The organism is Nocardioides antri, from assembly GCF_008373765.1.
Taxonomy (GTDB): Bacteria; Actinomycetota; Actinomycetes; order Propionibacteriales; family Nocardioidaceae; genus Nocardioides; species Nocardioides antri.
Genome location: NZ_VUJW01000003.1, coordinates 799,491 through 814,316, shown reverse-complemented (window position 1 = coordinate 814,316; position 14,826 = coordinate 799,491). Strand labels below are relative to the sequence as shown.

Genomic DNA, 14,826 nt, shown 5'->3' with positions numbered 1-14,826 from the left:
GAGGCGGACTAGCGTCCGAGGGACATCTTCCTTGCCACTGGCAAGGAGACCGCGCGGACGGTGCCGACAGGGGAGCCCGATGGCCGACAACGGAAGCGTCTCGGGGCTGGCGAGGTTCGCCGCAAAGCGGGCGGTGTGGGTGCTGCTCGCCTGGGTGGCGCTGGCGACCGCCCTCAACCTCCTCGTGCCGCAGCTGGAGGAGGTCGCCGCCCGCGACTCCTCGCCGGTGGTGCCGTCGTACGCACCGTCGATCGTCGCCATGAAGGACATGGACGAGGCGTTCGGCAACGGCGAGAGCCAGAGCTTCGTCGTCATCGCCATGGAGCGCGACGGCGGCCTGGCCCCGGCCGACAAGAGGTACGCCGGACGGCTCGCCGACGTCCTCACCCGGGACCGGGAGAACGTCTCCTTCGTCCAGGACGTGCGGGAGCGACCCGAGCTGCTGAAGGCCCTGACCAGCCGCGACGGCGAGGCGCGCTACCTCCTCGTCGGCATCACTGGGCAGACCGGGGCGCCGTCCTCGATCCGGCAGGTCACCGCCGTACGCGACGTCGCGGCGGACCTCGCTCCCGCCGGCCTCGAGGTCGCGGTCACCGGCCCCACCGCCACCATCACCGACCTGGCGACCGAGACCGAGGACAGCATCGTCCGGATCACGGTCGTCACGATCGGCCTGATCGCGATCATCCTGTGGCTGATCTACCGGTCGTTCGCGGTGACGGCCCTCGTCCTGACCGTCGTCGGCATCGGCCTCGGCCTGGCCCGGGCGGTGACCGCGTGGTGCGGCCTCACCGGGATCTTCACGGTCTCGACCTTCAGCGGCTCCTTCCTCACCGCGGTGGTCCTCGGCGCCGGCACCGACTACGCGGTGTTCCTGGTCAGCCGCTACCACGAGCTCCGGCGTGAGGGCGTGCCGCCGCGGGAGGCCGCCGCGACCGCGGGCACGCGGATCACCAGCGTGGTGGTGGGGTCCGCACTCACCGTCGTGCTCGCCTGCGGCTGCATGCTGCTCGCCGAGCTCGGCTTCTTCAGCACCACCGGTCCCGCGATCGCGGTCAGCGTGGCGATCAACCTGGCGGTCGCGCTCACGCTGACGCCGGCGCTGCTGGCCCTCGCGGGGAGCCGCGGCTGGTGCGAGCCGCGGCCGGAGCGGGCCGGGTCGCTGTGGCCGCGCATCGCCGGCACGGTCGCGGCCCACCCGGGACGGATGCTCGCCCTGTCGCTGCTGCCCCTGCTGGCGCTGGCCGCCCTGGCGCCGCTGCTCCAGGTCTCCTACGACACCCGCGACTCCCAGCCCGACGACACCGAGAGCAACCGCGGCTACGCACTCCTCGACCGGCACTACCCGGTCAACGAGATCCTCCCCGACTACGTCCTCATCCAGTCCGACCACGACCTGCGCAACCCGCGGGACCTGGCCCTCCTCGAGCGCGCCGCGTCGGCCACCGCGCAGGAGGAGGGCGTGGTCATGGTCCGCAGCATCACCCGTCCCCTGGGCCGCCCGATCACCGACGCGTCGGTCGCGCGGCAGGCCGGCATCGTCGGCGTCCGGCTCGACCGCGCGTCCGACCGGGTCGGCGACGGCGAGCAGGGTGCGGAGCAGCTCGCGGACGGCGCCGGACAGCTCGGCGACGGAGCCGACGAGCTCAGCGACGGCAGCGGGCAGCTGGCCGACGGCGCGGACCGCGCGGTCGACGGTGCCGGCCGGCTGGTGCGCGGGACAGCCGACCTCGAGCAGGGCCTACGACGACTGCTGGCCGGTGCCGACCAAGCCGTCACCGGCGCCGGGCGCCTCGGCGGCGGCATGCGCCAGCTCGCCCGCGGGCTCGAGACCGGTGCCGACCAGGTCCAGCTCGCCGTCGACGGCCTCGGGCTCGCCTACGACGCCCTCCGCACGAAGAGCCTGACCTGCAACGTCGACCCGGCCTGCCGCCAGGCCCGCGAGGGGATCCGCCGGATCTGGGTCGCCGAGCGCGACGAGCTGCTACCCGGCCTCCGCCGAGCGGCGACCGCAGCGCGCAGCCTGGCCGACGGCACGGTGGACCTGCAGACCGGGCTCCGCCGGCTGCGCGACGGCCTGCGCCAGGCGCGGGCGGGCGCCGACCTCCTCAACGACGGCCAGCAGACGTTCGCCGAGCAGCTCGGCGGCCTCGCCGACGGCGCCGACCAGCTCGCCGACGGAGCGGGCCGGCTCGCCGAGGGAGCGGGCCGGCTCGAGGGCGGCACCGAGGAGGTGGCCACCTCGCTGCCCGAGCTGCGGCGCGGACTGAGCCGCGCGGCGACGTACCTCCGCCGTACCAGCGTGGTCGCCGACGACCCCGCGATCGGCGGGTTCTACCTGCCGCCCACCGCGTTGAAGGACGAGCGGTTCGCCGCTGCCATGGGGCTCTTCCTGTCCGAGGACGGGCGGACGGCGCGGTTCGCGGTGCTCGGCTCGACCGACGCGTTCGACGAGGAGGCTGCCGACCGGACGGTCGAGATCCGCGAGACCGTCGAGCAGTCGCTGCGGGGCACCCGGCTCGACGACGCCGAGGTCAGCACGACCGGCATGGCGGCGACGAACGCCGACCTGGCGGCGTACTCGCAGTCCGACATGCGCCTGGTCGCGCTGACCGCCCTCATCGCGGTGTTCCTGGTCCTGCTCGTGCTCCTGCGCAGCCTGGTCGCCGCGGCGGTCCTGATGGCGACGGTCGTGCTCTCCTACGCCTCCGCCATGGGCCTCTCGGTGCTGGTCTGGCAGGAGCTGCTTGGCATCGAGATCGACTGGACCGTGGCGGCCGTGGCGTTCACGATCCTGGTGGCGGTCGGTGCCGACTACAACCTGTTGCTGACCAAGCGCATGCACGAGGAGGCACCGGACGGCGATGCGGCCGGCATCGCCCGCGCGACCGCCGCGACCGGTTCGGTGATCACGTCCGCCGGCGTCATCTTCGCCGCGAGTATGTTCGCGCTCATGGCCGGCAGTGTGACCACGATGACCCAGGTGGGCTTCACCATCGGGGCGGGCCTGCTGCTCGACACGTTCGTCGTGCGGTCGCTGCTCGTGCCGGCGGCCGCGACCCTGCTCGGACCGCGGCTCTGGTGGCCCGGAGCGAAGGCGTCCAGGTGAGCCGCGCCGCCACCGTCGACCTTCGTGCCCGGCTGCTCCGCGCGGCCGAGGCCGAGATCGCCGCGACCGGCCCGGCGCGGGCCAGCCTGCGGGCGATCGCCCGCAGGTGCGGCGTTTCCCACCAGGCGACGGCCCACCACTTCGTCGACCGGGCGGGGCTCTTCACCGCCCTCGCGGTGGAGGGTCACGGGCTCCTGCACCAGGAGACGGAGGAGGCCATCGCCGGTGCGCCCGTCGAGGGTGGGCAGCAGGTGGCGGCAGCCGGGGCGGCGTACGTCGAGTTCTCGCGCCGCCACGCGGCCCTCTTCGACCTCATGTACCGGCCGGACCTGCTCCGCAACGACGACGAGCAGCTGGTCGCGGCCCGCCTTGCGCAGCGCGACCTGATGATGTCCACCATCGCGGCCGCGCAGGAGCGGGGCTGGGGCACGGACGTGCCGACCCCCGAGCTAGCGGCCCTGGGCTGGGCCGCGGTGCACGGGCTGGCGGTCCTCCAGCGCGACCTCGTCGTCTCGGCTGTCTATCCCGAGGTCGACCCCGACTCGATCCTGCGTCGGGTCGTCCACGTCCTCGACCGGCTCGGCTAGTCCCAGACGGGTACGGCGAGCGCGGTCTTCTCGGTCCGCCCGCGGAGCACTTCGGAGCCCCTCTTCTCCCACCGGGCGGCCGCTTCGGCGTCACCGTGCTCGACGGCGGAGACGACGGTCTCCCAGGTCGCCAGGACCCCACCGGGGACGTCCTTGGCCAGCTCGGTGAGGCGGGACGCGCAGTTCACCGCGTCGCCGATCACGGTGTACTCGTAGCGCGACTCGGACCCGACGTTGCCCGCGACGACGGTGCCTGTCGCGACCCCGATGCCCGCTCCGATCTCGGGGAGCTCCTCCTCGAGCCGGGTCGCGATCGCGCGGGCGGCCGCCAGCGCCGACGCTGCGTGGTTCTCGTCGGGGACGGGGGCGCCGAAGATCGCCAGCACCGCGTCGCCGATGAACTTGTTGACCAGCCCCTCACGCCGGTCGACCTCGTCGACGACGACGCCGAAGAACCGGTTGAGCACGCCGACGACCTCGGCCGCCTCGTGGTCGGAGGCGTACGCCGTCGAGCCGACCAGGTCGACGAACAGCACGGAGGTCACGCGCGTCTCACCGCCGAGCTCGACCTCACCGGTCTCCACCGCTGCCGCGGCGGCGGCCACGTCGTGACCGACGTGCCGGCCGAACAGGTCCCGCAGCTTCTCCTTCTCCCGGAGACCGGTGACCATCTGGTTGAAGCCGCTCTGCAGCGCTCCGAGCTCGGTGCCGTCGTAGACGACGACGTCCACGTCGAGGTCGCCCGCCTCGACGGACTTGAGCGCGTCGCGCACCGACATGATCGGCGCCACCACGGAGCGGGCGTTGAGGTCGGTCAGCACGAACCCGAAGACCAGCACCGCCCCGCACACGACCAGGGTGACGATCGCGAGCTGCCGGAGGGTCGTCTCGCCCTCGTCGACGAGGGCGAGGACGGCGGCGACCATCAGGCCGACGACCGGGACCGCGGTGCCGATCGCCCAGAAGATCACCATCCGCGGGCCGATGCCGACGAACCGGGCCTTCTTGTTCACCTCCGTGTCCGCGAGCGCGCGCGCCGCCACCGGACGGAGGGTGAACTCGGTCAGGAGGTAGGAGATGCCGGCGACCACGAGCGCGCCGATGCCGACGGTCAGGCCGGTCGCCAGCGCCCGCTCCGGCTGCAGGACGAGGGCCAGCACCGTGAACACGGCGCTGCCGGCCAGCCACAGCGACAGCTGCATCATGGTGAGCTGCAGCGGCACGTTCAGGGCCTGCCGTCGCTCCTTCTCGGTGGGCACCACGTGCGCGCCCTGGGTCGCCCAGCGGAGCGCGCGCAGGCTGGTCGCCGTACCCCAGATGACGCCGACGACCGCTGCGGTCACGACGTACGTCGGCACCCCGATCGCGAGCGCGACCAGCATCGCCGTCGACGGGGTCGGCGCCGGCACCGCGAAGTTGTTGACGACGAAGACCACGCCCGCGCCGAGCACGTTGGTGCTGACGAGGACGAGGGTGAGCAGCAGCTGGATCCGGATCCGGAGGCGACGCGGGTCCTGCTCGCGCGGCCCGAGGATGCGTGCGCCGAAGGGGCTCCGCTGGCTGACGGGCGTCGGGCGCGGCATGTCCGCGAGCCTAGTGGTTGGATCTTCGGGTGAGCCGCTTCAGTGCAGACGAGATCACCGATGCCTACGCCGCGTTCCACGAGCAGGTCGCGGGGTTCGTGGCCTCCGGCGACTGGACCGGCTACGCCGACCTGTTCACGCCGGACGCGGTCTACGTCGAGCACGCGATGGGCACCTTCCGCGGGCGCGAGGAGATCCGCGCGTGGTCGGTGCGGACGATGACGGCGTACCCGGGGCGGGTGATGACCGGCTTCCCGCTGAGCTGGCAGGTCGTCGACGCCGACGCCGCCCGGCTGGTGTGCGAGGTGCGGAACCCGATGCCGGACCCGGGCGACGGGACCCTGCTCGAGGAGCCCAACATCACGATCATGACGTACGCCGGCGACGGCCTCTTCTCCTGCGAGGAGGACGTCTACAACCCGCTCCGCTTCCACGAGATGGCGATGACGTGGGCCCGGATCGCCGTCGCGCACGACAACGCGGACGACGACGTGCGCGCCTATCTCGATCGCTTCGGTGGTTGAGCCCTACGGCAGGATGAGGCCATGACGGCACCAGCGCGACGCATCGCCATCGGGGTCGCCGGCTGGTTGATCGTGCTGGTCGGCATCGCCGCGATCCCGCTCCCGGGACCCGGCTGGATGCTGCTCTACGCCGGGGTGAAGGTGTTGTCGTCGGAGTTCGAATGGGCGGACCGGTGGCTCGGCCCCATCGAGCTCCGCGCCCTCCGGGGTGCGGCCGAGGCCGTCGAGACGGTGCCGCGCGTCGTCATGTCGAGCATCTTCGCCGTCGGCATCGGTGCGTTCGGCGTGCTGTGGATCGTCGGCCCCGACGTCCCCGGCTGGTGGCCCGTCGACGACGACTGGTGGCTGGCCGGCGGCCCGTGGACCGGCGTCACCCTGCTGGTCTCGTGCGTGCTCGCGATCGCGCTCCTCGTGTACTCCTACCGTCGGTTCTTCGGGAAGCCCGAGGCGGTCGCGGCGCTGTCGAAGGAGATCGACGAGGCCGACGAGGAGATCAAGGAGCGCCTGCACCACGAGCAGGCCAAGGACAAGGCCAAGGACAAGGACTGAAGCACGCAAGCGTCGGGCCCCACGGCTAACCTCGGTCCGCCATGGCCCTTCACGTCCACCGCGCCGCGCGCACCGACCAGCTCGCCGACCAGCTCGGCGAGCTCCTGGTGACGCCGCTGGCCGACCCGTTCGCGGCCGAGCTCGTGGTGGTGCCGGCCAAGGGCGTGGAGCGGTGGCTCTCCCAGCGGCTCTCGCATCGGCTCGGCACGGCTCCGGGCCGCGACGACGGTGTGTGCGCCGGCGTCGACTTCCTGAGCCCGCGCTCCCTGTTCGCCGTGGTGTCGGGGCGGCCCGACGACGACCCGTGGGCGGCCGAGGCGCTCGCCTGGCCGCTCCTGCGCGTGATCGACGAGGCGGTGAGCGAGCCGTGGGCGGCGACCCTCGCGCGCCACCTCGGGCACGGCGTGGCCGGCGACGACGGTGAGCTGCGCCGTGGTCGCCGGTTCGCGACCGCGCGGCGGCTGGCGGGTCTCTTCGCGTCGTACGCCGCGCAGCGGCCGTCGCTCGTGGCCGACTGGGCCACGGGCCGCGACAGCGACGGAGCCGGCGGTGTCGTGCCCGACGACCTCACCTGGCAGCCCGAGCTGTGGCGCCGGCTCGCGGCGGCCGTCGCCGCCCCGGACCCGGTGCAGCGACAGGCAGCGGCGATCGAGCGGTTGCGGACCGACCCCGCCGCGGTCGACCTCCCGGAGCGGGTCAACCTCTTCGGCCACACCCGGCTCGCCGTCGGCGACCTCGCGCTGCTCGACGCCCTCGCCGCCGGCCGCGACGTCCACCTCTGGCTGCCGCACCCGTCGACCGCGCTGTGGTCGCGGCTCGCCGGCCTGGTCGGCGTCGTGCCGCGCGTCGAGGACCGCTCCCACCTGCAGGTCGGGCACCCGCTGCTCGCCACCCTCGGCCGCGACACCCGCGAGCTCCAGCGGACCCTGGCCACGGTGGGCCACATCGACGAGTCGCCCGCCCCCGACCCGGGGACGCCCGACACGCTGCTCGGCTGGCTCCAGGCCGACCTCCGCGCCAACGCCGCGGGGCCGGCAGGCGCTCGCGTCCTCCGGCGCGACGACCGCTCCGTCCAGCTCCACGCCTGCCACGGGCCGGCCCGCCAGGTTGAGGTGCTCCGCGAGGTGCTGCTCGGCCTGCTGGCCGACGACCCCACGCTCGAGCCGCGTGACGTGCTGGTGATGTGTCCCGACATCGAGAGCTACGCCCCGCTGCTGTCCGCGGCGTTCGGGCTCGCCGACGTGGTCGGGCCGGACGGCCATCCCGCCCACCGGCTCCGGGTGAGCCTCGCGGACCGCGCGCTCGACCAGACCAACCCGCTGCTGGCGGTGGTCGCCCGGCTCCTCGACCTCGCCGGCGGCCGGGCGGGCGTGGGCGCCGTGCTCGACCTCGCCCACGCCGAGCCGGTGCGCCGCCGCTTCGGGTTCCGCGACGACGACCTCGACCTGCTCGCCACCTGGGTCGCCCAGGTCGGCGTGAAGTGGGGCTTCGACGCCGCGCACCGGGCCGACTTCGGCCTCGACGGCTACGCCGACAACACCTGGCGGGTCGGCCTCGACCGGCTGCTCAGCGGGATCGCCCTGTCCGACGACAGCGACACGCTGCTCGGCGAGGTGCTGCCGCTCGACGACGTCGGCAGCGGCGACGTCGACCTGATCGGCCGGCTCGCGGAGCTCGTCGCCCGCCTCGAGGCGGTGACCGACCGGCTCGTCGGCACCCATCCGCTCGAGCACTGGCTGAGCGCGATCGAGGACGGGGTGGGCGCGCTGACGTCGGTGCGGCCGACCGACTCCTGGCAGCTCGGCCAGGTGCAGCGCGAGCTCGACGCGTTGCGCGCAGGCGCCGGCACCGGGGTGGAGCTCCGGCTGCCCGACGTCCGGGCGATGTTCTCCGACCGCCTCGCCGGCCGGCCGACCCGCGCGAACTTCCGCACCGGCGTGCTCACGGTGTCGACGCTGGTGCCGATGCGCTCGGTGCCGCACCGGGTGGTGTGCCTGCTCGGCCTCGACGACGGGATCTTCCCGCGGGTCGGTGTCACCGACGGTGACGACGTGCTGGCCCGGCGGCCGCTGACCGGCGAGCGCGACCCGCGCAGCGAGGACCGCCAGCTGCTCCTCGACGCCGTGCTCGCGGCGACCGACACCCTGGTCCTCACCTACACCGGCGCCAACGAGTACACCGGTCAGACCCGCCCGCCCGCCGTGCCCGTCGGCGAGCTGCTCGACGCGCTCGACCAGACCGCGACCGCTCCCGACGGCGCCGTGCGGGACCTGGTCACCGTGCAGCACCCGCTGCAGCCGTTCGACCGGCGCAACCTCGTGACCGGGGCACTCGTGCCGGGGGCGACGTTCGCCTTCGACCGGTTCGCTCTCGCCGGGGCGCGCGCGGTGGAGCGGGAGCGCGAGGAGGTGCCGCCGTTCCTCCCCGGGCCGCTGCCGCCGCCGGAGCCAGGCGACGTCGCTCTCGACGACCTCGTCGAGTTCTTCGGCGGCCCGGTCAAGGGTTTCCTCAAGCAGCGCCTCGGCATCGCGCTGCCGCGCGAGGACGAACCCGTCGACGACCGGGTCCCGATCACCCTCGACCCCCTCGAGGAGTGGGCGGTCGGCGACCGGGTCCTCGGCGACCTGATGCGCGGCCACCACCCCGACGTCGCGGTGGAGCGCGAGCGCCGGCGCGGCGTCGTACCCCCGGGCGAGCTCGGCGAGCGCGTCCTGCAGAAGGTCATCGGCCGCGCCAAGCCGTTGGCCCGGGAGGCGCTCGCCCACACCGGCCCGTCACCGCGGGCCGTCGACGTCGACGTCGACCTCGGCGACGGTCGCCGGCTGCGCGGCACCGTGCCGGAGCTCTACGGCGACCTGCTGGTGCGGGTCAGCTACTCCCGGCTCGGTCCCAAGCACCGGCTCCACTCCTGGGTCAAGCTGCTCGCCCTCGCCGCGAGCGACGAGGACCGGGCCTGGCGCAGCCTGACCATCGGCCGTCCCGAGCAGGTCCGCAACGACGTGGACCTGTCCCGGCTCGGTCCGCTCGACCACCGGGCCCACGGCTGGCTCCGCGACCTCGTCGCCATCCGCGACGAGGGACTGGTGGCGCCGTTGCCGCTGCCGCTCAAGACGTCGCTGAAGTACGCCCGTGCCCGCCGCACCCACACCGACGCCGGTGCCGCCGTGGACCGGGTCGACTTCCAGTGCTGGCGCTACGACGGCCGCTTCGACGGCGAGCGGCTCGACGCCGAGCACGTGCTCGTGTGGGGTGACAAGGCGCCGCTTCCGGGAGTCGCCGAGCCCGGTGAGGGTGCCGAGCCGACCCGCTTCGGCGCGCTGGCGATGCGCGTGTGGAGCCCGCTGCTCGAGAGCGAGGTGGGGAGCTGGTGAGTCCGTCGACCGAGGCCGACCAGCTGCCGACCTTCGACCTGGTCGGGCCGCTGCCCGTGGGCACGACCCTGCTCGAGGCGAGCGCCGGCACCGGCAAGACCTTCACGGTCGGTGCGCTGGTGACCCGCTACGTCGCCGAGGGCGAGGCGACGCTCGACGAGATGCTCGTCATCACGTTCAGCCGGTCGGCCACCCAGGAGCTGCGTGCGCGGGTGCGCGAGCAGCTCACCAGCGCCGAGCGGGCGATCGCCCGCCAGCTGGCGACCGGTGACGCGGCCGCCGACAACGAGGTGCTGGTGCATCTGCTCGACGTGGACCCGGCCGAGCTGGCCCGGCGACTCGAGCGGCTGCGCAGCGCGCTGGCGGCGTTCGACAGCGCGACCATCGCGACCACCCACCAGTTCTGCCACGTCGTCCTCCGGTCGCTCGGTGTCGCGAGCGAGAGCGACACGTCCGCCACCTTGGTCGAGTCGCTCGACGAGCTGGTGCTCGAGGTGGTCGACGACCTCTACCTGGCCGACCACGGACGGCGTACCTCCGCTCCTCTCGTCGACCGCGCCACCGCCGCCGCCATCGGCCGCGAGGCGGTGCTCCACCAGAACGTCGACCTCGCGCCGACCGACGCGTCCCACCCGGTGGCAGCCGCGCGCGCCGACTTCGCGCAGCGCGTCCGCGGCGAGGTCGAGCGACGCAAGCAGCGCCTCGGCATCCAGTCCTACGACGACCTCCTCGCCCGGCTCGCCCACGCGCTCGAGCAGGACGACGCCCCCGCCCGCGTGCGGATGCGCAACCGGTGGCGGATCGTCCTCGTCGACGAGTTCCAGGACACCGACCCCGTGCAGTGGCAGGTGCTCGAGCGGGCGTTCCACGGTCACGGGACGCTGATCCTCATCGGCGACCCCAAGCAGGCGATCTACGGCTTCCGCGGCGGCGACGTCGACACCTACCTCCTCGCTTCCCGGCAGGCCGGCACTCGCGCGACCCTCGGCACCAACCGGCGGTCCGACGCACCCCTCGTCGACAAGTTCAACGCGACCCTCGGCAACGCCGGGCTGGGGTCCGCCGACATCGTGGTCCACCCGGTCGCCGCGTCCCACGCGGAGTCCCGGCTGGTCGGCGCTCCCTGCCCGGCGCCGTTCCGGATCCGGCAGCTGACCCGCGACGACTTCAAGCTCAAGGACGGCCTGATCCGGTGGTGGTCCGCCCGGGAGCGGATCGCGGCCGACCTCGCCGGCGACGTGGTGGCGCTGCTGGAGTCCGGCGCGACCTGGGACGGCGACCCGGTCCGCGCCCACCACGTCGCGGTCCTCGTCGCCGACCGCCTCCACGGCGGGATGGTGGAGTCGGCGCTGCAGAAGCGCGGTGTGCCCGTCGTCCTCAACGGCGGCGGCGACGTCTTCCTGACCCCGGCGGCCGACGACTGGCTGGCACTGCTCAAGGCACTCGACGCCCCGCACCGGCCGCAGCTGGTGCGGTCGGCGGCGCTGACGTGCTTCTTCGGCTACGACGTGCCGGGGCTGGTCGCCGGTGGCGACGCCCTCACCGGCGAGGTGGCCGACGACCTGCGGGACGGTGCGATCCTGGTCCGCACCCGCGGCGTCGCTGCGCTCGTCGAGTCGCTCGAGGAGCGCGGCCTGAGCAGCCGGATCCTCGGCCGGGTCGGTGGCGAGCGGCTGCTGACCGACCTGCGCCACCTCGGTCAGCTGCTGCACCAGCAGGCGGTGAGCCAGCGGCTCGGCCTGACCGCGCTGCTCGAGTGGTTCCGCGACGAGCGGCTCCGGGTCGCGGCGGGCGAGCGGCCGCGGCGGCTCGACTCCGACGCGCGCGCCGTGCAGATCGTCACCATCCACGGCAGCAAGGGCCTCGAGTACCCCATCGTCTACCTCCCCTACCTCTACGCCGGCTACGAGCGCGAGCTCCAGACGGCGCTCTTCCACGACCGCTCCGACCCCGGCAGGCTGCGCCGGCTCATCGACGTCGCCGGCAGCGGTCGCCAGTGGGCGGCCAGCGTCGAGGCGCACCGGGCGGAGGAGGCAGGCGAGGAGCTCCGCAAGCTCTACGTCGCGCTGACCCGTGCGCAGTCGCAGGTCGTCACCTGGTGGGCGCCTGACGAGGGCACCGAGAAGGGACCCCTGCACCGCATGCTCTTCGGTCGCCGCCCCGGCACCCGCGACGTCCTGCGGGTGGCTCCGGTCGGGTCCGACGAGCGGGCGCAGGAGATCCTGCGCACCATCGAGCGCGACTACGGCGGGCCTGCCGTCGAGATCGCCGGCCCGACCAAGGACCGGCTGACGGAGCCCGACCGCGAGGAGGAGCCGCTCGCGGCACGGGTCTTCGACCGCGTGATCGACACCGAGTGGCGGCGGACGTCGTACTCCGGGCTGATCCGGGTCGAGGAGCAGGCCATCGCGACCAGCGAGCCGGAGGTCCGCGGCAAGGACGACGAGCCGGGCGACGACGAGGCCGAGGACCTGCCCGTCACCGAGCCCTCGGCGGTCGAGCTGGCTGACGTGCTCTCGCCGATGGCCGACCTCCCGGCAGGCGCCGGCTTCGGGTCGCTGGTCCACGCGGTCCTCGAGCACGCCGATCCCGGGGCGCCCGACCTGCGCGCCGAGCTCCGGACGCGCGTACACGAGCAGCTGCGGTGGTGGCCGTCCGAGGTCACCGCCGACGAGCTCGCCGAGGCCTTGCTGCCAATGCAGGAGACCTCGCTCGGCCCGCTCGCCGACGGGCTGACGCTGGGCCGGATCCCGCTGCGGGACCGGCTGCGCGAGCTCGACTTCGAGATCCCGCTGGTCGGCGGTGACCTCGCGCGGGTTCGTCCCGGCGCCGACGGCGAGGTCCGCCTCCAGGACCTGGCGCCCGTCCTGCGCACGCACCTCGACGGCGACCCGATGGTCGCCTACGCCGACCGGCTCGAGCAGCCCCCGCTCGCCGACCAGACCCTGCGCGGGTACCTGTCCGGCAGCATCGACGCCGTCCTGCGGCTGCCGTCCGGGCGGTTCCTCGTCGTCGACTACAAGACCAACCGACTGGGCGACATCGGCCGGCCGGTCACCGCCGCCGACTACGCGCCGGCGCGGCTGACCGAGGCGATGCTCCACTCGCACTACCCGTTGCAGGCGCTGCTCTACTCCGTCGTGGCCCACCGCTACCTGCGCTGGCGACTGCCCGGCTACGACCCGGCGACGCACCTCGGCGGCGTGCTCTACCTCTACGTGCGCGGCATGTGCGGGCCCGAGACCCCCGAGGTCGACGGCGTGCCGTGCGGTGTCTTCAGCTGGCAGCCGCCGGCCGCGCTCACCATCGGGCTGTCCGACCTGCTCGACGGAGGTGGGCGATGACCGAGCTGTTCGAGGTCGAGGACCGTGACGACCACCGGATCGCCGCCGGCGCCACTGGACTGCTCGCGACGTTCAACCAGGCCGGTCTGCTGACTGCGGCCGATGTCCACGCCGCCGCGCGGATCTGCGCGCTCGCGGGGGAGGCCTCCGCCGAGGTCGCGCTCGCGGTCGCGGTCACCGTCCGCGCCGCCCGGCACGGCTCGGTGTGCGTCGACCTGCCCGGGCTGACCGTGAGCGACGGCGCCGAGGACCTGCCCTGGCCCGACCCGGCGGGGTGGCTGGTGCTCGTGGACGCGAGCCCGCTCGTGGCTGCCGGGATCCTGCGCTGCGAGGACGACCTGCTCTACCTCGACCGGTTCTGGCGGGAGGAGGGACAGGTCCGCGACGACCTCTTGGCCCGCATCGCCGCGCCTGCGCCGGTCGTCGACGAGGCGGCGCTCGCGGCTACGGCCGAGCGCCTGTTCCCCGAGGGCTACGCCGAGCAGCGCGCCGCGGCGCTCGCCGCCGCTCGCCAGTGGACGACGGTGCTCACCGGCGGGCCCGGCACCGGCAAGACCACGACGGTGGCCGGTCTGCTCGCGCTGCTCACCGAGCAGGCCGACCAGCCGCTGCGGATCGCGCTCACCGCGCCGACCGGCAAGGCGTCGGCCCGGCTGCAGGAGGCGGTGCAGGAGGCGCAGGCCGAGGACCGCTTCACCGACGCCGACCGGGCCCGGCTCGGTGGGCTGACCGCGTCCACCCTCCACCGGTTGCTCGGGTGGATGCCCGGGTCGCGCAACCGGTTCCGCCACCACCGGCGCAACAAGCTGCCCCACGACGTGGTCGTCGTCGACGAGACCTCGATGGTCTCCCTCACGATGATGGCCCGGCTGCTCGAGGCGGTGCGCCCGGACGCCCGGCTGATCCTGGTCGGCGACGCCGACCAGCTCGCCAGCGTCGAGGCGGGCGCCGTGCTCGCCGACCTGGTGCAGGGGCTCGCCGGCCGCACCTCCGGCGCCGTCACCGGGCTGCACACCACCCACCGGTTCGGCGAGAGCATCGGCGCGCTGGCCGAGTCGCTGCGCCGGGGAGAGACCGATCGGGTGCTGGCGCTGCTCGACGGCAGCGACGACCGGGTGCGCCTGTTCGACCCGGCCGAGCACGCCGAGACACTCCGGGAGCGGCTGCTCGAGCACGCGCGCGCCGTACGCTCCGCGGCGCTGGCGGGCGACGCCGACGCCGCGCTCGCGGCGATGGACGCCCATCGGCTGCTGTGCGCCCACCGCGACGGCCCCTATGGCGTCGCGCACTGGAACCGCCTCACCGAGCGGCTGCTGGCCGACGCCGCCGGCGACCCGACCATCTGGCACGAGTGGTACGCCGGGCGGCCGCTCCTCGTCACCGCCAACGACTACGGTCTCGGGCTGTTCAACGGCGACACCGGCGTGGTCGTGCGCGACGGCGACCGGCTGCGGGGCGTCATCGCCGGGGTCGGCCGGCACCTGTGGCTGGCCACCGCCCGGCTCGGGGCCGTCGAGACGCTCCACGCGATGACGATCCACAAGAGCCAGGGCAGCCAGGTCGGCGAGGTCACGCTGCTGCTCCCGCCCGAGGACTCGCCGCTGCTCACCCGCGAGCTGTTCTACACCGCGGTCACCCGCGCCAAGGAGCGCGTGCACGTCGTCGGCACCCCGGAGTCGGTCGTCGCGGCGGTCGAGCGTCGCGCGCAGCGCGCGACCGGTCTCGCGCAGCGGCTCGCGGGCAGCTGACCCGCCGTACC

The 14,826-nt window shown here is 74.1% G+C and carries 8 protein-coding genes; 7 read left to right on the top strand and 1 reads right to left on the bottom strand.

The genetic code is table 11. The features are described 5' to 3' along the window. The first annotated feature begins 79 nt into the window (after positions 1-79). Positions 80-3,109: an MMPL family transporter gene (locus F0U47_RS10050; RefSeq protein WP_149750167.1), complete on the top strand. Its 3,030-nt coding sequence runs from the start codon at positions 80-82 to the stop codon at positions 3,107-3,109. After that, a complete protein-coding gene (locus tag F0U47_RS10045; protein WP_188111258.1) occupies positions 3,106-3,696 on the top strand; it encodes a TetR/AcrR family transcriptional regulator in 591 nt (196 codons plus the stop codon). The genes F0U47_RS10050 and F0U47_RS10045 overlap by 4 nt, the downstream gene beginning before the upstream one ends. On the opposite strand, the gene F0U47_RS10040 is transcribed toward F0U47_RS10045, so the two are convergent. Then, positions 3,693-5,279: an adenylate/guanylate cyclase domain-containing protein gene (locus tag F0U47_RS10040; protein WP_149750166.1), complete on the bottom strand. Its 1,587-nt coding sequence runs from the start codon at positions 5,277-5,279 to the stop codon at positions 3,693-3,695. The genes F0U47_RS10045 and F0U47_RS10040 overlap by 4 nt on opposite strands. 29 nt (positions 5,280-5,308) lie before the next feature. Between F0U47_RS10040 and F0U47_RS10035 the strand changes: the two genes are divergently transcribed. Genes F0U47_RS10035 through recD form a run of 5 tightly spaced genes read left to right on the top strand, consistent with a single transcriptional unit; the run spans position 5,309 to position 14,815 of the window. Beyond that, complete coding sequence (locus tag F0U47_RS10035) at positions 5,309-5,803, top strand: nuclear transport factor 2 family protein (protein WP_223162712.1); 495 nt, start codon at positions 5,309-5,311, stop codon at positions 5,801-5,803. 21 nt (positions 5,804-5,824) lie between these two features. After that, on the top strand, positions 5,825-6,352 hold the full coding sequence (locus F0U47_RS10030; RefSeq protein ID WP_149750163.1) for a PGPGW domain-containing protein: 528 nt from the start codon (positions 5,825-5,827) through the stop codon (positions 6,350-6,352). Positions 6,353-6,393: 41 nt separating this feature from the next. After that, the gene (gene recC, locus F0U47_RS10025) at positions 6,394-9,723 is read left to right on the top strand and encodes an exodeoxyribonuclease V subunit gamma (RefSeq protein WP_149750161.1); all 3,330 of its coding nucleotides are present in this window, start codon (positions 6,394-6,396) and stop codon (positions 9,721-9,723) included. Beyond that, on the top strand, positions 9,720-13,067 hold the full coding sequence (locus F0U47_RS10020; protein ID WP_246159546.1) for a UvrD-helicase domain-containing protein: 3,348 nt from the start codon (positions 9,720-9,722) through the stop codon (positions 13,065-13,067). Before recC ends, F0U47_RS10020 begins: the two co-directional genes overlap by 4 nt. After that, entirely contained in the window at positions 13,064-14,815 is a 1,752-nt protein-coding gene (gene recD / locus F0U47_RS10015) for an exodeoxyribonuclease V subunit alpha (RefSeq protein ID WP_149750159.1), read from the top strand. Before F0U47_RS10020 ends, recD begins: the two co-directional genes overlap by 4 nt. Positions 14,816-14,826: the final 11 nt, after the last annotated feature.

What these genes read in the sequence shown, in the direction of transcription:
- F0U47_RS10050 (WP_149750167.1), top strand. Translation starts at nt 80, where the DNA reads ATGGCCGACAACGGAAGCGTCTCGGGGCTGGCGAGGTTCGCCGCAAAG.
- F0U47_RS10040 (WP_149750166.1), bottom strand. Translation starts at nt 5,279, where the DNA reads ATGCCGCGCCCGACGCCCGTCAGCCAGCGGAGCCCCTTCGGCGCACGC.
- F0U47_RS10030 (WP_149750163.1), top strand. Translation starts at nt 5,825, where the DNA reads ATGACGGCACCAGCGCGACGCATCGCCATCGGGGTCGCCGGCTGGTTG.
- recC (WP_149750161.1), top strand. Translation starts at nt 6,394, where the DNA reads ATGGCCCTTCACGTCCACCGCGCCGCGCGCACCGACCAGCTCGCCGAC.
- recD (WP_149750159.1), top strand. Translation starts at nt 13,064, where the DNA reads ATGACCGAGCTGTTCGAGGTCGAGGACCGTGACGACCACCGGATCGCC.